At 71.1% G+C, this 21119-nt stretch carries 18 protein-coding genes and 1 pseudogene; 6 read left to right on the top strand and 13 right to left on the bottom strand.

Going from position 1 to position 21119, the window contains the following annotated elements; all coding sequences use genetic code 11:
- Positions 1-54 precede the first annotated feature (54 nt).
- The gene (locus tag ASF49_RS18615; protein WP_056476478.1) at positions 55-2007 is read left to right on the top strand and encodes a potassium transporter Kup; all 1953 of its coding nucleotides are present in this window, start codon (positions 55-57) and stop codon (positions 2005-2007) included.
- 79 nt (positions 2008-2086) lie between these two features.
- On the opposite strand, the gene ASF49_RS18610 is transcribed toward ASF49_RS18615, so the two are convergent.
- The 5 genes from ASF49_RS18610 to ASF49_RS18590 form a co-directional block, all read right to left on the bottom strand.
- On the bottom strand, positions 2087-2395 hold the full coding sequence (locus tag ASF49_RS18610) for a hypothetical protein (RefSeq protein ID WP_156653083.1): 309 nt from the start codon (positions 2393-2395) through the stop codon (positions 2087-2089).
- Between the two features lie 146 nt (positions 2396-2541).
- Positions 2542-3258, bottom strand: a complete 717-nt coding sequence (locus ASF49_RS18605) for a cell wall hydrolase (protein ID WP_243214807.1) — start codon at positions 3256-3258, stop codon at positions 2542-2544.
- A gap of 222 nt (positions 3259-3480) precedes the next feature.
- Positions 3481-3894 carry a GNAT family N-acetyltransferase gene (locus tag ASF49_RS18600; protein ID WP_279292734.1) on the bottom strand — a complete coding sequence of 138 codons (414 nt, stop codon included), beginning with the start codon at positions 3892-3894 and terminating at the stop codon, positions 3481-3483.
- Positions 3891-6785, bottom strand: coding sequence for a preprotein translocase subunit SecA (secA, locus tag ASF49_RS18595; protein WP_056476469.1), 2895 nt, complete (start codon positions 6783-6785; stop codon positions 3891-3893). The genes ASF49_RS18600 and secA overlap by 4 nt, the downstream gene beginning before the upstream one ends.
- 258 nt (positions 6786-7043) lie before the next feature.
- Positions 7044-7373: a hypothetical protein gene (locus ASF49_RS18590; protein ID WP_056476466.1), complete on the bottom strand. Its 330-nt coding sequence runs from the start codon at positions 7371-7373 to the stop codon at positions 7044-7046.
- Between the two features lie 271 nt (positions 7374-7644).
- On the opposite strand from ASF49_RS18590, the gene ASF49_RS18585 reads away from it, so the two are divergent.
- Entirely contained in the window at positions 7645-8586 is a 942-nt protein-coding gene (locus tag ASF49_RS18585) for a peptidylprolyl isomerase (protein ID WP_056477047.1), read from the top strand.
- A gap of 6 nt (positions 8587-8592) precedes the next feature.
- Here the strand turns inward: ASF49_RS18585 and ASF49_RS18580 are convergent, their stop codons facing one another.
- The 5 genes from ASF49_RS18580 to ASF49_RS18560 form a co-directional block, all read right to left on the bottom strand.
- Entirely contained in the window at positions 8593-9765 is a 1173-nt protein-coding gene (locus ASF49_RS18580) for a GGDEF domain-containing protein (protein ID WP_056476463.1), read from the bottom strand.
- Between the two features lie 152 nt (positions 9766-9917).
- Positions 9918-11213, bottom strand: a complete 1296-nt coding sequence (locus ASF49_RS18575; protein WP_056476460.1) for an HlyC/CorC family transporter — start codon at positions 11211-11213, stop codon at positions 9918-9920.
- Positions 11214-11278: 65 nt separating this feature from the next.
- Entirely contained in the window at positions 11279-14149 is a 2871-nt protein-coding gene (locus ASF49_RS18570; protein ID WP_056476457.1) for a PAS domain S-box protein, read from the bottom strand.
- The gene (aroB, locus tag ASF49_RS18565; RefSeq protein ID WP_056476455.1) at positions 14146-15264 is read right to left on the bottom strand and encodes a 3-dehydroquinate synthase; all 1119 of its coding nucleotides are present in this window, start codon (positions 15262-15264) and stop codon (positions 14146-14148) included. Before aroB ends, ASF49_RS18570 begins: the two co-directional genes overlap by 4 nt.
- Positions 15261-15908: a shikimate kinase gene (locus ASF49_RS18560; RefSeq protein ID WP_082511426.1), complete on the bottom strand. Its 648-nt coding sequence runs from the start codon at positions 15906-15908 to the stop codon at positions 15261-15263. The genes aroB and ASF49_RS18560 overlap by 4 nt, the downstream gene beginning before the upstream one ends.
- Positions 15909-16145: 237 nt before the next feature.
- On the opposite strand from ASF49_RS18560, the gene ASF49_RS23865 reads away from it, so the two are divergent.
- Both ASF49_RS23865 and ASF49_RS18550 read left to right on the top strand, forming a co-directional pair.
- Positions 16146-16298: a hypothetical protein gene (locus tag ASF49_RS23865; RefSeq protein WP_055946764.1), complete on the top strand. Its 153-nt coding sequence runs from the start codon at positions 16146-16148 to the stop codon at positions 16296-16298.
- Between the two features lie 11 nt (positions 16299-16309).
- A complete protein-coding gene (locus ASF49_RS18550; RefSeq protein WP_272481517.1) occupies positions 16310-17245 on the top strand; it encodes a site-specific tyrosine recombinase XerD in 936 nt (311 codons plus the stop codon).
- Between the two features lie 91 nt (positions 17246-17336).
- On the opposite strand, the gene ASF49_RS18545 is transcribed toward ASF49_RS18550, so the two are convergent.
- Both ASF49_RS18545 and ASF49_RS18540 read right to left on the bottom strand, forming a co-directional pair.
- Positions 17337-18584, bottom strand: coding sequence for an AI-2E family transporter (locus ASF49_RS18545; RefSeq protein WP_056476452.1), 1248 nt, complete (start codon positions 18582-18584; stop codon positions 17337-17339).
- Positions 18585-18723: 139 nt separating this feature from the next.
- Positions 18724-19200, bottom strand: a complete 477-nt coding sequence (locus tag ASF49_RS18540) for a molybdenum cofactor biosynthesis protein MoaE (protein WP_056476449.1) — start codon at positions 19198-19200, stop codon at positions 18724-18726.
- A 150-nt stretch (positions 19201-19350) separates the two neighbouring features.
- Between ASF49_RS18540 and ASF49_RS18535 the strand changes: the two genes are divergently transcribed.
- Both ASF49_RS18535 and ASF49_RS18530 read left to right on the top strand, forming a co-directional pair.
- Entirely contained in the window at positions 19351-20370 is a 1020-nt protein-coding gene (locus ASF49_RS18535) for a gamma carbonic anhydrase family protein (protein ID WP_056476446.1), read from the top strand.
- A 196-nt stretch (positions 20371-20566) separates the two neighbouring features.
- Positions 20567-20845, top strand: a complete 279-nt coding sequence (locus ASF49_RS18530; protein ID WP_082511424.1) for a hypothetical protein — start codon at positions 20567-20569, stop codon at positions 20843-20845.
- Between the two features lie 97 nt (positions 20846-20942).
- Here the strand turns inward: ASF49_RS18530 and ASF49_RS24590 are convergent.
- Positions 20943-21119, bottom strand: a pseudogene (locus ASF49_RS24590) (methyl-accepting chemotaxis protein); the annotation flags it as partial.

The raw sequence follows: 21119 nt of genomic DNA, 5'->3' as shown, positions 1-21119 counted from the left end.
GCCTGAAGCCGCGCCGCGAGACGTTGGGCTCGCAACGAGCCTCGATCGAGCCGAATGACGCAGACCGCCCCTTCGAGCGCGCCCGCCGCCAAATCCGAGGGAGCCGGCAGCCCGCCCTCCCTCGCCGACGGGGCCGCCGAGACCGCGCGCGCCCACGCGCCCGCGAGCCTCGGGACCCTCATCCTCGGCTCCATCGGCGTCGTCTACGGCGATATCGGGACGAGCCCGCTCTACGCCTTCCGCGAGGCGCTCGTCTCCGCGCGCGCCGACGGCATCCTCCTGCGCGAGGAGGTCCTCGGCGTCGCCTCGCTGATCCTGTGGGCGCTCGTCCTCATCGTCACCATCAAGTACGTCGTCATCCTGATGCGGATGGACAACAACGGCGAGGGCGGCATCCTCTCGCTGATGGCGCTCGCCCGCACCGCGCTGGGCGGCTCTCGCGTGGTGTTCATGTTCGGCCTGCTGGGCGCCTCCCTGTTCTACGGCGACGCCATCATCACGCCGGCGATCTCGGTGCTCTCGGCGGTGGAGGGACTGAAACTCGTCACCCCGGCCTTCGACGCCTACGTGCTGCCGATCACCATCGCGATCATCGTACCGCTGTTCCTCATCCAGGTGCGGGGCACCAGCAAGGTGGCGTCCTTCTTCGGGCCGGTCATGGCGGTGTGGTTCGGCGCGATGGCGCTGGCCGCCCTGCCCCACATCGTCGCCAACACCGACGTGTTCTGGGCCCTGAACCCGTACTACGCGGTCCATTATCTCCTCGGACACGGGACCGGCGCCCTGGTGGCCCTCGGCGCGGTGTTCCTGGCCGTGACCGGGGCCGAGGCGCTGTTCGCCGATCTCGGCCATTTCGGGCGCCGCCCGATCCAGATCGCCTGGCTCGGCCTCGTCGGCCCCTGCCTCGTGCTGAACTATTTCGGCCAGGCGGCCCTGGTCCTGTCGAAGCCCGACACCACCGATCCGTTCTTCCAGCTCGTCCCCGAATGGGGCCTGCTGCCGATGGTGCTGCTGGCCACCGCCGCCACCGTCACGGCGAGCCAGGCGGTGATCACTGGCGCCTTCTCCCTGTCGCGCCAGGCGATTCAGCTCGGCCTGCTGCCGCGCCTCGAGATCCGCCACACCTCCGAATCGCATTCGGGCCAGATCTACCTGCCGCAGATCAATGCCCTGCTCATGGTCGGCGTGGTGATCCTGGCCGTGCTGTTCCGCTCATCGGCGGCCTTGGCCTCGGCCTACGGCATCGCCGTGACGGGCACGATGCTGATCACCGCGAGCCTCGCCTTCCTGGTGCTGTGGAAGACTTGGAAGTGGTCGCCCTGGGCCGCCGGCCTCGCGATCCTGCCCTTCGCGGCGGTGGAGTTCCTGTTCCTGCTGTCGAACATGCTGAAGGTGTTCGAGGGCGGCTACGTGCCCCTGCTCTTCGCGGGCGCCCTGATCGTCATGATGTGGACCTGGGTGCGCGGGGTGGGCATCCTCATCAACAAGACGCGCAAGACCGACGTGCCGCTGACCGAGCTCGTCAGCATGCTGGAGAAGAGCCCGCCGCACCACGTGCGCGGCACGGCGGTGTTCCTCACCAGCGACCCTTACATCGCCCCCGCCGCCCTGCTGCACAATCTCAAGCACAACAAGGTGCTGCACGAGAAGAACGTGGTGCTCACCGTCGAGACCGTGGACACGCCCCGGGCCGCGGAAGCCGACCGCATCCACATCGAGCCGATCGGCCCGCACTTCCACAAGGTCGTGATGAAGTTCGGCTACATGGAGACGCCGAACATCCCCCGGACCCTGACGCTGCTGCGCAAGCAGGGCTTCAAGTTCGACATCATGGCGACCTCGTTCTTCCTGTCGCGCCGCTCGATCCGGCCGGCCGCCCATTCGGGCATGCCCCTGTGGCAGGACCGGATCTTCATCACCCTGGCCAAGAACGCCAACGACGCCACGGACTTCTTCCAGATCCCCACCGGCCGCGTGGTCGAGGTGGGGACCCAGGTCACCGTGTAGGGAAGGCTCCGAAGGCGGGTGACCGGTCCGATGTGACCGCGGTGACCGGATCAGCGGGCTTCGAAGCGTCGCACCGGGCTCATGCCACGACCGATGGCCGCGACGCCCCGGCTTCGGCCGGTCGGCCCGGCGCGGGCGCGCGGATCCCGCCGCGCAGCGCCAGATCGATGGGCTCGCCGAGGAAGGGCAGCGGCGCGGCGGCCTTCCGAGGCGTGGAACGCCCGTAATAGGCCCTGAGCAGCGGCGTCCGATCGAGGAGCTGGGCCTCGACGCGGTCGTTCAGGCGTCCGACCGGACCCGTCAGCGCATCGAAGCTCCCGGTGAGGCTGCGGACAAGTGCACGCATGCACGCCGTGGCGAGGCGGGCGACTGGACGAAGAATGCTCATCGTGACCTGCGGTGAAGGGGAGGCACGATGGGAAGTAGGGCGACGGTCCTGCCGATCCCCGCGACCGAAAGCGGCACGCGGGGTGCTGGAACCGGAGGCGGATCAGGATCCCATCGGCGGCGCGATTCGCTCTTTAGAGGGTCGGCTCACGGCCTCGGCAGGTTGAGGACGGGCGGCGGGATCAGCGGCTCCGGAGCCAGGGCGGCCGGCGTCAGGGCGACACGGCTGCGGGAAGGCTTCGTCGCCTTGGCGGCGGGAGCGGTCTTCTCCTCGGCGGCCCGCGCCGTGCGGATCGGAGCCGCGCGCGCGCTCGGCGCTGACGCGGCCGGAGTCATGGGAGCGGGGGCCGTCACGGCCGAGGCGGGGGCCGACGGAACGGAAACCGGGGTCCCAACCAGGGGCATTGCCGGCGCCGCGGGGGCCTGGGCGGATGCGAAGGCGAGGGCGGTCGCCGGGACCGGTGGCTCGGCCTGCGCGACGGCGCCGGGCTTGCGCTTCTCGTAGAAGGCATTGCCGCCGGCCACCGCCACGTAGTGCATGTTGTTGTAGGGGAAGCGCAGGCCGGCGGTGTGGAAGTACATCGCCCGGCCGACCTTGGGATGGCGCTGGCCGTCGAGGACGGCATCCGTGACCTCGGCGACCTTCTGGAGGCTCTTCTCGTCCATCTTCTTCGTCAGGACGCCGGGGGCGAATTGCCGGGGCTGGCCGACTACGGCGCAGATCCCGCCATTGGGGAAGGCGGCGGCCTCGAGCCGGTTCATCACCACCGTGCCGACGGCGAGCAGGCCTTCGGAGTCGCTGCGATTGGACTCGAAGTACATCGCCCGGCCAAGGCAGTCGCGCTCCTCATCGGTGACAGACACCGGCTTGGCTGCGATCGTCGAACCAGTCGACGTCGGTGCACCCGCATAGGTATTGCAACCACCGAGAGCCGGAACCACCAGGAGTAGACCAAGTAGAGGCAGCGTCGTCGCCGATCGGATGTCCTGCATGCCGCCTTGTCCCACTCCCTCAAGCGTATCCATTAGGCTTGACCACCAAATGGGTTCGTTTTCGGGCAGAGGCGGCAATTCCGAGGCGGCGGGTCAGGCCTCGCGGTCGTAGCGGAAGGCGTCCGCGACCCGCGGCATCCCGATCCGATCGTAGAAGTTGACGGCCCCGGGAGCGGCCGTCAGCAGGAGCGAGACCTGGGGGCCGACCGCCGCGCGGGTGGCCGCGATCAGGCCCTGGCCGATCCGGAGGCCCTGGACCGAGCGGCTCACGGCCAGGTCGGAGAGGTAGGCGCAGAACACGAAGTCGGTGAGCGTGCGCGCGACCCCGACGAGGTCGCCGTCCCGCCGGGCGGTGACCACGAGGTCGGCCTGCGCCAGCATCCGCGCGAGGCGCGGCAGGTCGTCGACCGGGCGGCGCGCCGCGAGACCCGATTCGATCAGGACGCGGCGGAATTCCGCCGCGTCGAGGTCGGGCTCGATGCCGTAGGCGACGTCCGGCACGCTCAGGCCGTCAGCGTCCCATGGCAGTGCTTGTACTTCTTGCCCGAGCCGCAGGGGCACGGCTCGTTGCGCCCGACGCGGCCCCAGGTGGAGGAATCGTCCGGGTTGCGCTCGAGAACGGCCGTGTCCGTGGCCATCTCGCGGGCGGCGTAGCCGTAGGCGGGTCCCCCGCCCCCGTCGCTGCCGGAGCCGTGGCCCGCCATCTCGTTCTCGCCGGTGACGGGATCGAGGTGCTGAGCAAACATCGGCGGCAGGCCGGGCTGGGCGAAGGGATTGTCGGCGCCCTCCGCGGGCGGCTCCTCGTACATGATCTCGATGCGCGAGAGCTGCTGCGTCACCTGCTCGCGCAGGGCGGCGACCAGGCTGTTGAACAGCTCGAACGCCTCGGATTTGTACTCGTTCAGGGGATCGCGCTGGGCGACGCCGCGCCAGCCCACCACTTGGCGCAGGTGGTCGAGGGTGACGAGGTGCTCGCGCCAGAGGTGATCGAGGGTCTGCAGGAGCACCTGCTTCTCCACATAGGTCATCACCTCGGGCGTGTTCTTCTCGGTACGCAGGGCATAGGCCTCGTCGGCGGCCTGCCGTAGGCGGTCGCGCATCTCCTCGTCGGCGATGCCCTCCTCCTTGGCCCAGTCTTCCACCGGCACGTCCAGGTTGAGCACGGTCTGGACCCGCTCGCGCAGGCCCTCGATGTCCCACTGCTCGGCATAGGCGTTCTCGGGCACGTGCACGGCCACGAGGTCGTCGACGACGCCGTGGCGCATCTCGTCCACGGTCTCGCGCACGCTCTCCTGGCCCATGAAGTCGCGGCGCTGCTCGAACACCACCTTGCGCTGGTCGTTCATGACGTTGTCGTACTTGAGCACGTTCTTGCGCATGTCGAAGTTGCGCGCCTCGACCTTCTGCTGCGCCTTCTCGATGGCCTTGTTGATCCAGGGGTGGATGATCGCCTCGCCCTGCTCCAGGCCGAGACGGGTCAGCATGCCGTCCATGCGGTCGGATCCGAAGATCCGCATCAGGTCGTCCTGGAGCGACAGGTAGAACTTCGAGCGGCCGGGATCGCCCTGGCGTCCGGAGCGGCCTCGCAGCTGGTTGTCGATGCGGCGGGATTCGTGGCGCTCGGTGCCGATGATGTAGAGGCCGCCCGGCAGGGCGACCTTGCGGCCCGCGGCCGGGTCGGCCGGCTCGCCGGAGGCCAGGACCTTGTCGCGGTTCTCGGCGATCTCGGCCTTGATCGCCTCGATCTTCCCGTCGCGCTCCGGCCCCTCGGGCACGCCCGCGACTTCCTTCTCCACCCGCATCTCGACGTTGCCGCCGAGTTTGATGTCGGTGCCGCGACCGGCCATGTTGGTCGCGATGGTGATGGCGCCAGGCACGCCGGCCTCGGCGACGATGTAGGCCTCCTGCTCGTGGAAGCGGGCATTCAGCACGGCGAAGCGCTTCGTCACCCGGCCCTCGCGGGCGGCGGCGTAGACGTCGGTCAGGGCATTGGGGTCCGAGTAGTCGAGCTGGCGGAAGCCTGCCTTGACCAGCATCTCGGCGAGATGCTGCGACTTCTCGATCGAGCCGGTGCCGACCAGGATCGGCTGGTGGCGGGCATGGGCCTTCTCGATCTCGGCGATGATGCCGTCGTACTTCTCGCCCACAGTCCGGTAGACCTCGTCGTCCTCGTCGACGCGCTCGACCTCCTTGTTGGTCGGAATGTCGACGACCTCGAGCTTGTAGATCTCGGCGAACTCGTCCGCCTCGGTGGAGGCGGTGCCGGTCATGCCGGCGAGCTTGGAGTAGAGGCGGAAGTAGTTCTGGAAGGTGATCGAGGCCAGCGTCTGGTTCTCGGGCTGGATCGTCACCCGCTCCTTGGCCTCCAGGGCCTGGTGCAGGCCCTCTGAGTAGCGCCGGCCCTGCATCATGCGACCGGTGAACTCGTCGATGATCACCACCTCGTCGTTCTTGACGATGTAGTCCTTGTCCAGGGTGAACAGGGTGTGGGCGCGTAAGCCCAGGTTCACGTGATGGACCAGCGAGACGTTGTGCGCGTCGTAGAGATCGCCTTCCTTCAGAAGGTCCGCGCCGCGCAGGAGATCCTCGACGAACTCGTTGCCGCTCTCGGTCAGCGAGACTGTGCGCTGCTTCTCGTCGAGGTCGTAATGCTCGCGCTCCAGGTGGGGCATCAGGGCGTCGACGGCGACGTAGAGCTCGGAACGGTCGTCCACCGGGCCTGAGATGATGAGCGGGGTCCGCGCCTCGTCGATCAGGATCGAGTCGACCTCGTCCACGATCGCGTAGTTATGCCCGCGCTGCGAGAGCTGCGAGAGCTCGTACTTCATGTTGTCGCGCAGGTAGTCGAACCCGAACTCGTTGTTGGTGCCGTAGGTGATGTCGCAGGCGTAGGCCTCCTTCCGCTGCTCGTCGTCGAGACCGTGTACGATGGTGCCGACGGTGAGTCCGAGGAAGCGGTAGACCCGGCCCATCCATTCCGCATCGCGGGCGGCGAGGTAGTCGTTGACGGTGACGACGTGGACGCCGAGGCCCGAGAGGGCGTTGAGGTAGACCGGCAGGGTTGCCACCAGGGTCTTGCCCTCGCCGGTGCGCATCTCGGCGATGCCGCTCTCGTGCAGAACCATGCCGCCGATGAGCTGGACGTCGAAGTGGCGCTGGCCGAGAACGCGCTTGGCGGCCTCGCGCACGGTGGCGAAGGCGGGCACCAGGATGTCGTCGAGGGTCTTGCCGGCGGCGAGCTCGGCCTTCAGCGTCGTGGTGCGGGCGCGCAGGTCGTCGTCGGAGAGCGCGGCGACCTGCGGCTCCAAGGCGTTGATCTCGGCCACACGGGGACGATAGCCCTTCACGCGCCGGTCGTTGGACGAGCCGAAAATCTTCTTGGCGAGGGCACCGAGCATCGTGAACCTACGGTCGATCGAAAAGTCTGAAGGCGAATGTTGGCCGGGCTTATAGAGGTAAACACGGGCCGGCGCATCCGAAAGAGCCGCCCCGGCCTCAACGCCCGGAAGCGGGGTGCGGCGGGGCCTGCGCATAGCGGACGGACGACGCCGAGCGGCCGCGCGCCCGGGCGGTCGGGCGGGCGCCGACGTTGCACACAAACGCGGTACGGCTCCGTTTCGATCCGGCGCGCGATGACCGGGCTCGGAGGTCCGCTGTCAGTTGATGACGCAGAAACCGGCGCCGGCGCCGACCACTCGCCGCGGCTCACATCCCATCTCGGCGGTCCGGACCTCGCGGGGCGCCCGAGGACTCGCGGCGAGGACGGGCATCACCCGGCGCAAGCCGGGATCGCGCGCTCCGGGAGCAGGGTCGAGGCGGGGCCGGGACACCGACGCCGCCGCGCCGCCGGAGGATACGAGGACGACGCCTCCGGCCTGTCCGCCGCGCGCGCCACCCCGGAACCCGCGCCCCCGCGCCTCGGCCTCGCCTGCCAGGCCGACGATCAGGGCAAGCACGGCCGCAGCGATGACGAGACCTCCCCGCATCGTGATCTCCTCAACGATTGGACCCGGTGAGGCTAGGCGAACCGGCTTAACGACGCCTCTCGGGAACCCGTCGGATTCGCCGAGACCCTGCGCTTGGATTCGACCGTTCCGCGCCACGACCATGCTTGCCATCGGCGCGCGCACGCGCCACCTGATGTCGCGGCAAAACCGCGGCTTCCGGCCGCCCGTCTCTCTCGACCGCCCCATGCGACGACCTCCGGCCGGCCTGCGCCGGGACGCGGGCGGCGCTCCCAAGGACGCCTCCATGACGATGATCAAGTCCCTCTCGCGCCCCGGTCTCCTGCCCAAGGGTCTCCTGCGCACGGGTCTCCTGCGCACGGGCGCCGTCGCCCTGGCCCTGAGCCTGCCGCTGGCCTCCGCCCGGGCGCAGTCGCCCGCCGCGGCGCCGGCCGCACCCGCGGCTCCGGCCGCCCCGGTGGCCCCCGAGACCGTGGTGGCGAAGGTGAACGGGGCGCCGATCACGGCGGGCGATCTCGCCATCGCGGCGGAGGATCCGGCCCTGTCGCTGCCAGGGGTCGACGACGCCCAGAAGAAGTCCCTGCTCGTCGACTACATGATCGACCTCAAGGTCGGGGCCCAGGCGGCGGAGGCCGCCAAGGTCGGTGATTCGCCGGACTTCCAGCGCAAGCTCGCCTACTTCAAGGACAAGCTCCTCCTCGACGAGTACCTGGAGCGGGAGGCCAAGAAGGCGGCCACACCGGAGGCGGCCAAGGCTCTCTACGATCAGACCGTCAAGGCGATGAAGCCCGAGGAGGAGGTGCATGCCCGCCACATCCTCGTGGAGAGCGAGGACGAGGCCAAGAAGATCGCCGCGCGCATCAAGGGCGGCGAGGACTTCGCCCGGGTCGCGGCCGAGGTGTCGAAGGATCCCGGCTCGAAGACCGAGGGCGGCGATCTCGGCTGGTTCACGAAGGAGCGCATGGTCGCCCCCTTCGCGGAGGCCGCCTTCAAGATGAGCCCGGGCCAGGTCTCCGATCCGGTCAAGACCCAGTTCGGCTGGCACGTGATCAAGCTCGAGGAGAAGCGCACGAAGCCGGTCCCGACCTTCGACGAGATGAGGGAGCAGGTGGACCAGTACCTCACCCGCAAGGCGCAGCAGGACCTGATCCTCAAGCTGCGCGAGGGCGCCAAGATCGACCGCACGGCCGCGGCCCCCGCCGTGGCGCCCGCTCCGGCCCAGAAGGCGCCGTAACGGACCTCAGGCGACCCGGCGCAGCGGGCGCGGCGCGGGCTCGGTCCGCCCGCGTCCATTGCGCTTGGCTCGGTAGAGGGCGGCGTCGGCCCGGCTGAGCAGGGCATCGAGGCGGCGGCCGGGCGCTGCCGAAGCCGCGGCCTCCGCTGTCGCGAGTCCGATGCTGACGCTGATGGCGAGTTGCGGCAGTTCCGACACGGCGATCCGGGCCACGGCGCGGCGCAGGAACTCGGCCTTGGCCAGGGCGTCCTCCGGGGTCAGGCCGCGCAGGAGACAGGCGAATTCCTCACCGCCCATCCGCCCGAAGATCGCGGAGCCCGGCAGCAGCGCCGCCACCGCGTGGCAGAACCCGACGAGGACGCCGTCGCCCACCGCGTGGCCGTGCACGTCGTTGATGCGCTTGAAATGGTCGAGGTCGAACAGGAGCAGGGTGACGTCGCCCCCGTCGGTCAGGGCCGTCTCCGCCCGGGCCACGAAGGCGCGCCGGCTCAGGATGCCGGTGAGCGCGTCGGTGTCGGCGGCCAGCCGCTGCAGGCGCTCCGCGCGCTCCTTCGTCAGCGACATGAACACGAAGGCGATCGCCAGGGTGAAGAGCATGCCGGCGAGGCACAGGATCGTCAGCCAGGGCGTCTGCAACGGATTCGGCTGGGTCTGCGGCGGCGCGGCGATCGCGAGGGGCACGCGGATCCAGTAGGCGACGGTGTAGAGCAACAGCAGGGCGACCCCGGGATAGCGCGACACCAGGGGCTCGGCCCGTGCCCGCCAGATCTCGCGCGCGGCGAGAAGACAGAAGCCGCCGGCGAGGCTCGAAGCCAGCATGACCCGGGCGGGAACCGAGGTGAAGAAGGCCGGGATCAGGCAGCTGCCGCTCCAGAGCACCACCGCCACCGCGATCGGCATGAGGCGCGCGGGCCGGCCCTCGAAGGCGCGGGTCCCGATCCAGATCAATCCGTAGGCGCCGATCATCACGCCGTTGGCGACGCCGATCGAGGCCCAGTCCGGTATGATCCCGCGTAGGGACAGCAGGGCGGAGGCCATCGCGCCGGTGATGTGGGCGGCACCCCAGATCGCCAGGGCGTGGACGTGCCGGGCCTGACTCCACGACAGCAGGAACAGGCTTCCGACCATGAAGGTCAGAATCACGGTCACGAGCAGAAGGGTCGAGGCATCGAGCAGCATCGATCGGTTCCGCCCCCTCGCTCGCTCGATGTCCGGAAGGCCCCTGCCTCCTCGAGACAGTCGGATGACTGCCCGATGTTATCCTAAACGATCACGGTTACCTAGGTATGGACGCTGGATGACCGTTCATGACGTCCGCGGAACGGGGGTGTTCAGGGCTCCGCCTTGCGGGGACCGGGGCCGAGGGGCGTGATCCGCAGGGCGGTGATCCGGTTGCGGGCCTTGCGCAGGACCTGAAAGCGGAAGCCGTGGAAGTTGAAGGCGGTCCCGGTGTCGGGGATCGCCCGGGCCTCGTGGATGACGAGGCCCGCGATGGTGGTGGCCTCGTCGTCGGGCAGGTCCCAGTCCATCGCCCGGTTGAGGTCGCGGATCGGCACGCCGCCGTCGGCCTGCACCGAGCCGTCGCCCTGGGGCCGCACGCCGGAGACGGTGACGTCGTGCTCGTCGGCGATGTCGCCGACGATCTCCTCGAGGATGTCCTCCAGGGTCACGAGGCCCATCACCTCGCCGTACTCGTCGACCACCAGGGCGAAGTGGGTCTTCTTGGTGAGAAAGGCCTTGAGCTGGTCGCGCAGGGAGGTGGTGTCCGGCACGAACCAGGTCTCCAGCGCCAGGGCCTCGACCTTGAGGCCGGAGGCGTCGCCGCCCGCGGCATCGAGCGCGCGCAGAAGGTCCTTGGCATGCAGCACGCCGACGATGTTCTCCGTGGTGCCGCGCCAGAGGGGCATGCGCGTGTAGGGCGAGGCCAGCACCGCGCGCACGATCTCCTCCGAGGGCAGGTCGGCATCGATGGTGCGCATCTTGGTGCGGTGGACCATCACCTCGGAGACGGTGAGGTCGGACAGGTCGAGGAGACCGCCGAGCATGTCGCGCTCGGCCTTGGCGACTCCGCCCTCGCGATGCAGCAGGGCGACCTGGCCGCGAATCTCGTCGGTGGCCGAGAGGATGGTCTGGCGCTCGCCGATCCGGACCCCGAAGGGCCGGAGCATGGCGCGCACCAGGGCCTCGATGGCGAGCGCCGCCGGTCCGAGCAGGGCCACCGCGAAGGCCACCGGCCGGGCCATGACCAGGGCAGCCTTGTCCGGCTTGTTGATCGCGAGGGTCTTGGGCAGGACTTCGGCGAAGATGATGACGAGGACCGACATCACTCCGGTGGCATAGAGGACGCCGCTCTTGCCGAAGAGGGTCGTGAGCACGCTGGTGGTGAAGGCCGAGGCACCGATCGCCACGATGTTGTAGCCGATCAGCATGGCGCCGATGAAGCGCTCGCGGCTCGCCATGATGGCGTTGACGAGGCGCGCGCGCACGTCGCCGGCATTCTCCAGGGCCAGCATCCGGGCCCGGGACGCCGCCGTGAAGGCGGTCTCCGCCCCGGCGAAGAAGGCCGAGAGCAGGAGCGAGATCGCCACGATGCTCGCGGCCAGCCAGAGATCGGTATGGGGTTCCATGCGCGCCGATGCCGGAGGATGTCGTCAGGACGAGCCGTTGATTACCACGGCGCGGGCCGGACGGTTCACGGCCCTCCGGTCCCGGCGATGAGTTCCTTGATCCGCCCGGCCAGGGCCTCCATCACGAAGGGCTTCGTCAGGACCTGCATGCCGGGTTCGAGGTAGCCGTTGCCGAGCACGGCGTTCTCGGCGTAGCCGGTGATGAACAGCACCTTCAGGCCGGGGCGCACGACCCGGCCGGCATCGGCCATCTGGCGGCCGTTCATGCCGCCGGGCAGCCCGACATCGGTGACGAGGAGGTCGAGCCGCACGTCCGATTCGAGCACCTTGAGGCCGGCCGCCCCGTCCGCCGCCTCGATGGCGGTGTAGCCGAGATCCTCTAGCACCTCGGTGACCAGCATCCGCACCGTGGGCTCGTCGTCGACGATGAGCACGGTCTGGCCCTGCTCCGCCCGGGGCGCGTGGGCGAGATCGGCCTCGGCGTCGCGGGCCTCGGCCTCCCCGTAGTGGCGGGGCAGGTAGAGGCAGACCGTGGTGCCCTGGCCGACCTCCGAATAGATCCGCACCTGCCCGCCCGACTGGCGGGCGAAGCCGTAGATCATCGACAGGCCGAGGCCCGTGCCCTCGCCGAGCGGCTTCGTGGTGAAGAACGGGTCGAAGGCGCGGGCGATCACCTCCGGCGTCATGCCGATCCCGGTATCGGTCACGCAGAGGGAGAGGAACTGGCCGGGCTCCAGGTCGCGCTCGCGGGCGGCACGGGCATCGAGCCACTTGTTCGCCGTCTCGATGGTGATGCGCCCGCCCTCCGGCATGGCGTCGCGGGCGTTGATGCAGAGGTTGAGGAGAGCGTTCTCGAGCTGGTTCGGATCGACCAGGGCGGTCCAGAGCCCGGCCGCGCCCACCACCTCGATGGTCACCGCGGGGCCGACGGTCCGGCGCACCAGTTCCTCCATGCCGGCGATGAGGCCGTTCACGCTGGTGGGCCTGGGGTCGAGGGTCTGGCGGCGCGAGAAGGCGAGGAGGCGGTGCGTCAGGGCCGCGGCCCGCTTGGCCGCGCCCTGCGCCGCGTTGATGTAGCGGTCCAGGTCGGTGACCCGGCCCTGCGCCATCCGGGCCTGGAGCAGTTCGAGGCTGCCGGAGATGCCCGTGAGCAGGTTGTTGAAGTCGTGGGCGAGGCCCCCGGTGAGCTGACCCACCGCCTCCATCTTCTGCGCCTGGCGCAGGGCCTCCTCGGTCCGGCGCTGGTCGGTGATGTCCCGCCCGATGATGGTGAAGATCTCGCCGTCGGGAGCTGCCGTCCACATCACCGTGCGCCGGTCGCCTGCCTTGGTGAACACCCGATCGACGAAGCCGGTCACGGTCTCGCCCCGCGCGAGGCGATGGACCACCTCGGCCGTCTCGGCGTGGTCGGCGGGATCGATCAGCGCGGCGAAGGGCCGGCCGAGCAGCGCGTCGTCGTCCCAGCCGAGGGTGCGGCCCCAGGCCGGATTGATGGTCTTCAGGTAGCCGTCGAGCCCGGCGGTGCCCATCAGGTCGGTGGTGGTCTCCCAGATGCGGTCGCGCTCGCGGGTGCGGCTCTCGACCTGGCGCTCCAGGCTGGTGTTGAGGCGCGCCAGCTCGGCGCTGGCGGTCTTCTGGTCGTCGATGTCGGTGTTGGTGCCGACCCAGCGCAGAATGGTGCCGTCCGCCGCCCGGATCGGCTCGGCCCGGACCAGGAACCAGCGATGGGCGCCGTCCGCGCGGCGGATGCGGAACTCGCCCGCGTAGGGCCGGCCGTCGGCGCGGCAGGCCTCCCAGGTTTCCATCGCCGCGCGGTCGGCGGGGTGGACCACCGGAGCCCAGGCCGCGCCGCGAACGGCTTCGAGGGCGGGGCCGCAATAGGTGGCGCAGGCGGCGTTGAACCAGTCGAGGGCACCGGTGGCGGAGGCGGCCCAGACGTGGATCGGCACGGCCTGCGCGAAGGCGTGGAACTGCGCGTCGCTGGCCCGTCGCGCGGAGGTCGCGCGGCTGCGCTCGGTCGCGGCCCGCACGCGCTCGGCGACGTTGCGCATGAAGGCGAGTTCTTCGGGCGACCAGGACCGGGCGGTGGCGTGGTTGAGGTACAGGAGTGCGACGAAGCCGCCGTGCTCGGTGAGCGGCATGTTGACGAAGGACTGCGCGCTGATCGCCTTCAGGGCCTCGGCGCCGGAGGCGGTGCGCGGATCGGTGTCGGCATCGCTGCAGATCACGGTCTCGCCGCGCTTCAGATCCTCGATATACGAGCCGTAGTCACGGAAATGCAGGGTCCCGGCCAGGCTCCGGATGCCGGGAGCGTTCCAGTCGCGCTCGATCAGGATCGTTTCGGCCACGGGGTCGATGGTGCCGTAGCCGGCCCGGCTGACGCCGAGGGTGGTGCCGAGGATCTCGGCGGCCGCGTAGGCGATCGCGGCGGTGTCGTCGAGGTCGCGCAGGCGATCGCCGAGCTCGGCCACAGCGATGCGCCGGGCCTCGGCGGCGCGGCGCTCCTCGATGTCGATGGCGAGGACGAAGAACCCCTCCACCCCGCCGGTCCCGGTCCGACGCGGGATGTACTGGATGGCGCAGGCCCGCAGCCGGCCCTGGCGGTCGGGCAGGACTCCGTCGCGCGCGACGCTCTCGCCGGCCAGCGCCCGGTCCATGTCGGGGCGACGCTGGGCGAAGACCTCGTCGCCGAGCACCTCGCGCGCGTGGCGGCCGACCAGGGTCTCCACACCGCGCCCGAACCAGGTCTCGTAGTAGCGATTGTTGAATCGGTAGGTGTAGTCGCGGTCGAGGCAAGCCACGAGCACCGGCAGCGCGTCGGTGATGAGGTGCAGCTCCGCCTCGCGCTGCTCGGCCGGCGCGCTGCGCAGGCGGGCGACCTCGGCCTCCAGCGCGGCGATGCGGCGATGCAGACCCTCGGTTTCGGGAGCGCTCAAGCGGCGCTCAATTCGGCGGCCAGGAAGGCGCGGACCTCGGCACCGTCGATGCCGGGCGCGATGAAGCTCTGGCCGATGCCGCGCGCCAGGATGAAGGTCAGCGCGCCGTCACGAACCTTCTTGTCCTGGGCCATCGCCGCCACCAGCGCATCGGCGTCGCCGCAGCCGCCGGGCACCGTCTGGAGCCGGGTCGGCAGGCCGGCCAGGGCGAGGTGATTGGCGACGCGGCCGGCATCCTGACCCGGGCAGAGGCCGAGGCGGGCGGAGAAGCGGAAGGCGAGGGCCAATCCGATCGCCACCGCCTCGCCGTGGACGAGGCGGGCGGAATCGTAGCCGGTCAGGCGCTCCAGGGCATGCGCGAAGGTGTGCCCGAGGTTGAGCAGGGCGCGCTCCCCGTCCTCGCGCTCGTCGCGCACCACCACGCCGGCCTTGGACCGGCAGCAGATCGCCACCGCCTCGTCGCGCTCCGGCCCGCCCGCGAAGATGCCGGCCCAGTGCGCCTCGCACCAGTCGAAGAAGCGGGCGTCGTTGATGAGGCCGTACTTGGCCACTTCGGCGTAGCCCGCCCGCATCTCCCGCTCCGACAGGGTGTCGAGGGTGGCCGTGTCGGCGAGCACCAGGCGGGGCTGATGGAAGGCACCGATGAGGTTCTTGCCGTGGGGCGAGTTGATCCCGGTCTTGCCGCCGACCGAGGAATCGACCTGGGCGAGGAGACTGGTCGGCGCCTGCACGAAGCGCACGCCGCGGCGCAGTGTGGCGGCCGCGAAGCCCGCGAGGTCGCCGACGACGCCGCCGCCGAGGGCCACCACGAGGTCGTTGCGCTCGACCTTGTGGGCGAGGAGCCCGTCGCAGACCGCCGCGTAGGTGGCGTAGGACTTCGAGGTCTCGCCCGGGGCGACGGTGACGAGGCCCGAGCGCAGGCCCGCCGCCGCGAGGCCGTCCCGCAGGCGCGCGCCGTAGAGGGCGGCCACGTTGGTGTCGGAAACGATCACCGCCGCCTTCGCCCCGAGGGCGGCCACGTGCCGGCCGGCCTCGTCGAGGAGGCCGCGCCCGATCAGGATGTCGTAGGCGCGGCCCTGGTCGAGGGGCACGGCCACGGTGAGGCGGTCGGTCACTGGGCTGCGATCCCGGTCTGTGAGGGTCGGTTCAGATGAGCGTCCAGGGCTTCCATGACGTCCTGCACGACCCGGTCGTGGGCGACGTCGCGGGAGATCACCTCCACGTCGGCGGTGGCGTAGACCGGATGGCGCTGGGCCATGAGCTGGCGCAGGGTCTCCTCCGGGTCCTCGGTCTGGAGGAGCGGGCGCCCGCCGCGCTTGCGCACCCGGCGCATCAGCACGTCGAGCTCGGCCTTCAGCCAGATCGAGACGCCGCCCTCGGCGATGCGCGCGCGGGTGGTCTCGCGCATGAAGGCGCCGCCACCGGTGGCCAGCACCAGGGGGCCCTCGCGCATCAGGCGGGCGATCACCCGCTCCTCGCCATCGCGAAAGCTCGGCTCGCCGTAGATCGCGAAGATGTCGGGGATCGTGAGCTTGGCCGCCGTCTCGATCTCGTTGTCGGCATCCTTGAACATCAGGCCGAGACGCGTGGCCAGGCGCCGGCCGACGGTGCTCTTGCCGGCGCCCATGAGGCCGACGAGCACGATCGACCGGTGCCCCAGAGCCCGGCGCAGGCGCAGCTCGATCGGCTCGCCGCCGGGGGCGGCGTCCGGCGGTTCGCCCGGGGGCGGGACGCCGCCCTGAGGAGGGACTTCGGTCATCACGGACATCTACACATCGTTGGGCGGGTCTTAGCGCGTTTTCCGGTGGGGGCGAAGCACCCGCCACGGCGCGCGCACCGGAATGCCGCGCCGCCTGTGGCCACGAAGTCATTGCCATCGGCGCCCGCGCGTGATGCAACCCCTCAAGCTTGTCGCCAGCCACATCCGGCCCCCGAAGCCAACTGGCCCCCGAGGCGCGCTCACGTCGCCAGCGCCGCACGATCGAGGTTCGTCCGAGTGCCGACCCTGTTCCGTTTCCTCGCCACCCTCGCCATCCTGGCCGGGCTCGCCTTCGCGGGGATGTTCGCGCTGGCGACCTTCGTGGTGCCGACCCCGCGGGAGATGAGCGTGACCATCCCCGCCTCGAAGCTCCAGCCGCCGAACCGGTGACGCGGGCGCCGATCCCTGCTCCGACCGCGCCCGGCGAGCCTTCCGCCGGCGAGATCCTGATCCGCGACTACCTCGACATGCTCGCCGCCGAGCGGGGCGCGGCCGCCAACACCCTGGCGGCCTATCGGCGCGACCTCGCCGACTACCTCGCCGCCCTCGCACGGGGCGGGCACGATCCCATCGCGATGGAGGCAGCCCCCTTGCGGGCCTACCTCGCCGACCTCGAGACGCGCGGCCTCTCGGCCGCCTCGGCAGCGCGGCGCCTCTCCTGCATCCGGGGCTTCCACCGCTTCCTCTACGCCGAGGGCCTGGCCGAGGACGATCCGAGCGCACCGATCGGCGGGCCGCGACGGGTCCGGGCCCTGCCCAAGGTGCTCTCGGTGGCGGAGGTCGACCGGCTGCTGGCGGTGGCGCGCCGGACCGCGATGGGAAGTGCGGCGGACGACGTGCGGGGCACACGCATGCTCTGCCTGATCGAGCTCCTCTACGCCACGGGCCTGCGCGTCTCGGAGCTCATCGCCCTGCCCCGGGCGGCGGCCTCCACGAAGGAGCGCTACCTCGTGGTCAAGGGCAAGGGCGGGCGCGAGCGTCTGGTGCCCCTCACGGAGATCGCCCGGAGCGCCATGCGCGACCACCTCGCCAGCCTGCGCGCCGACGGCCCCTGGCTGTTTCCCGCCGACAGCGCGAGCGGGCACCTGACCCGGCAGTCCTTCGCCCGCGATCTGAAGAGCGTGGCGGCGGCCGCCGGCCTCCGGGCCGACCGGGTCAGCCCGCACGTGCTGCGTCACGCCTTCGCGAGCCACCTCCTGCAGAACGGCGCGGACCTGCGCATCGTGCAGGAACTGCTCGGCCACGCCGACATCTCGACCACGCAGATCTACACCCACGTCCTCGACGAACGGCTGAAGAGCATGGTCCGCGACCTGCACCCGCTGATGGACGAATGAGCCCCGACGACGGCGCGCCGGGAACCCGCCGGACGCTCCGATCCCGGGCGGCGGCATGCAGAGGAGCCGGCAGAGGAGCCGGGAAGTCGCCTCAGCCCTCCGGCTCCTCGTGCAGGGTGTCCTCGATGTAGAGCTGTGCCAGCAACACCTTGGCCACCGCCATCAGCGGCAGGGCCAGGGCGATGCCCCAGAGGCCGAAGACGACGCCGAGCACGAGCTGCCCGGCGAAGATCGTCGCCGGCGGGATGTCGAGGGCCTGCTTCTGGATGAAGGGGGTGAGCCCGTAGCTCTCCAGGGTCTGCACCGCGAGATAGACGCCGAGGGCGCCGAGGAGCGCCGTGGTGCCCGAGGCCAGGGAGGCCAGGAGGATCACGACGCCGGCGATCAGCGGCCCAATGGTGGGGATGAAGGCGAGGAGCCCGGCCTGGAGACCGAGGATGAGGGCGCCGCCGATGCCGAGGAAGGCGAGGCCCGCCCAGGTGCAGACGAAGATCACCGCCATGGTGATGAGCTGGCCGAACAGCCAGTGGCGCAGGGTCTCGCCCATGCCGTCGAGGAGGGCGGTGGCGCGGTCCCGGTGCGCGGGCGGCACGAAGCGCACGAGGCCGTCGCGGTAGGCGCCCGGATCGGCCGCCACCGAGAGGCCGAGGAAGACGATCACGAGGGCGTTGCCCAGCGCGCTGAACAGGCCGATCACCACGGTGGCCGCCGGCCCGAGCACGCTGCCGGCATCCGACAGCAGCGAGCCGGGGCTCTTCATCGCCCCCGAGGCGAGGCCGGCGAGGCCGCCGGGCTTCTGGCCCGAGGACGCGGAATCGTCGTCCCTGGACGCCGATTCCCGTCCGTCCCCGGAGGCGCTGTCCCTGCCGTCGGCGCCCCTGCGGTCGGCACCCTTGCCATCGCCGCCCTTGCTTTCGGCCCCCTTGCTTTCGGCCCCCTTGCCGGGCGCGATCTCGGGCAGGTCGATGCCGTAATCCTTCAGCCGGTCGCGCAGGGTGCCGGCCTGGGCCGCCACGGTCTGGCCGAGGTCCCGCCCCTGCTGCACGATGGTGGCGCCGCCGAAGGCGACGAGCGCGAGGGTCAGACCGGCGAGCACGAGGCTGACGAGGCTGAGCCGCAGGCCCCGGCTTCCCGGCAGCACTCGGCCGAGGAGACGCGTCAAGCCGTCGAGGAAGACACCGAGCAGGATGCCGGCGAAGACGAGGAGCAGCGTCGAGGCCGCCATCCAGGCGAGCGCCAGGACGGCGATGAAGGCCACGACGGCGATGCCGGAGGCGGCGAGCGACCAGCTGCGCGGGCGCGGGCCGGCGGGCTCCTCGCTGAGGAAGGGAATGGCCATGAACGGGTGGGGCTCCTGGCATGCCGGGTCGGGCACGCGGATTTCGGACGGATCTCCGGACGGGTCCGGCCGCGCTGCGCCCGGCCCCTCCTGCGGGAGGATGTCGCCAGCCCAGCCCGGGTTCCGTCGCCGGGCGCGGCTAGCGCGGCATGCCGGACGCCGCGTCCCAGCGGGCGGCGGCCCGGTCATCGGCCTCCGCCGCCTCGACCCAGCCGCCCGTGGTGCCGTCGGCGAGGTGCTCGCGCTTCCAGAACGGCGCCCGCGTCTTGAGGTAGTCCATCAGGAAGCTCGCCGCCTCGAAGGCCGCGATCCGGTGGCTCGACGCGGTGACCACGAGGACGATGCCTTCCCCCGGCGCCACGAGGCCGTGGCGGTGGATCACGCGCACCCCCTGGAGCGGCCAGCGCCCGCGGGCGGTCTCGACCACCCGGCCGATCTCCGCCTCGGCCATGCCGGGATAATGCTCGAGCTCGAGCCCCGTGAGGCGGCCGCCCTCGTCGCGGCACAGGCCCGTGAAGGTGACGATCGCCCCCGCCCGGCCCCCGAGTTCGTCGGTGAGGCGCGCGATCTCGGCGCTCGCGTCGAAGGGCGCGCTCTGGATGCTGATCTCGGGCATGGTCTCCCCTCGGAACGGTGCCCGGCCCGGAGCCGCCTTCCGGGCGGTACACCCTTGACGAGGCCCGGCGAACCTGCCCTCACGGGCACGGGCGCTCTATGCCCCCGAACGCCCGGCGACGCCACCGGGATGCGAAGGACATCTTCCGCCGTGACCCCAGAGCTGATCCTGCCCCATGACGGCACCCTGCCGGTCTTCTCGGCCCGTCCGGTCTGGTGCGGGCGCGCGAGCACGGTGATCGGCGACGCGGCCATCGGCGCGCAGGCCTGGCTCGGCGACCACAGCGTGATTCGCGCCGACGGCGACCGGATCGTCATCGGCGAGCGCCTCTGGCTCGGCCACCGCTCCACCGTCCACATCGCGACCAACACCTATCCGACCCTGGTGGGCGACCGGGTGACGGTGGGCCGCAACGCCGTGGTGCACGCCTGCGCCATCGGCTCGGACGTGGTGATCGAGGACGATGTGATCGTGCTCGACGGCGCGCGCGTCGAGAGCGGCGTGCTGATCGAGGCCGGCGCCACCGTCTTCCCCCGGGCGCATCTGGCCGCCGGCTTCGCCTATGCGGGCAGCCCGGCCAAGGCGGTGCGGACGATCAGCCTGCCGGAGATCGCCGAGCAGGCGGAGCGCCTGCGCGAGGCCTCCGGCGACCTGCCGACGCCGCCGGCCGCCGACGAGCCGGAGCCGGAGCCCAGCGTCTACGTCGCCCGCACCGCGCGCCTGCGCGGCCGCATCGCCCTCGGGGCCGGCTCCACCGTGCTGTTCTCCTGCGACCTGCACGCCGAGGTCGGCCCCATCGTGGTCGGGGCCAACACCAACATCCAGGACAACAGCGTCATCCGCACCCGCGGCGAGGGCGTCGTGCTCGGGCGCGACACCACGGTCGGGCACAATGTCCGCCTCGCCGACTGCCGCATCGGCGCCCGCAGCCTCATCGGCATCGGCTGCGTCGTCGCCCCCGGCACCGTGATCGCCGACGACGTGCTGCTGGCTGCCGGCGCCACCACCGATCCGGGCCAGCTCCTGGAGGGCGGACACCTCTGGGGCGGGCGCCCGGCCCGCATTCTCGGGCCGCTCGATGCCGAGAAGCGCGCGATGATGGCCCGGGTGGTCGAGGGCTACGTGGCCCATGGGATGGCCTACCGGCAGGCGGAGGCGGCGCTGCCATAGCCCTGCGACCTGCGAGAAAGGGCTCGACCGTCAGGCGTCTTGCCGCGCTGATCGCGCCGTGACTCCAAGGTCACCGACCGGCGTCATCCCTGCAGCGCAGCAGAAATCGTGGTGCCGGCGGGCTGATTGGTTCCGGAACGCTTCTCGGCAGGCGGACGTTGTCCGCCCCCAAATGCCGTGGAGCATGGAGTTCTTCATGAAAGCCGTCACGCTCGCCCTCGCCAGCACGCTCGCCCTCAGCACGGCCGCCCTCGCCGCCGGCAGCGGTCCGGGCTCCGCCAACAACGCGCCCGGCCAGGAGATGCAGCAGAACGGGTCGCAGTACGGCTCTCCCGGTGCCTCGGGCTACGCGCCGGGCCAGGACAAGGGCGCGACCACGGGCTCGACCCATCGCTCCGGCATGGAAACGAACGGAAGTGGGTCCCCCGCAGCGTCGGGCGCCTCAGGCATGAAGCCCGGCGCCGGCAGCCGCTGAGCCCGAAACGCCGAAGGGCCCGGCTTACTCCGGGCCCTTCCCGTGCCGAGGGTCGTGCGGCCTCGCGCGAGGCTCGCCCGCTGGCCGGGCGAGGCCCTCAGGCGGCGCGCACGGTGGCGAGGAAGCGCTGGACCTCGGCGCTGAGATGCTCGGACTGGCGCGACAATTCGGAGGCGGCGCCCAGCACCTGGGCGGCGGCCGCGCCCGTCTCCTCGGCCGCCCCGGCCACACCCGCGATGTTGGTCGTCACCGCCCCCGTGCCCTGCGCCGCCTG

The organism is Methylobacterium sp. Leaf104 (assembly GCF_001422885.1).
GTDB lineage: Bacteria > Pseudomonadota > Alphaproteobacteria > Rhizobiales > Beijerinckiaceae > Methylobacterium.
This window is presented reverse-complemented; position numbering and strand designations above follow the sequence as displayed.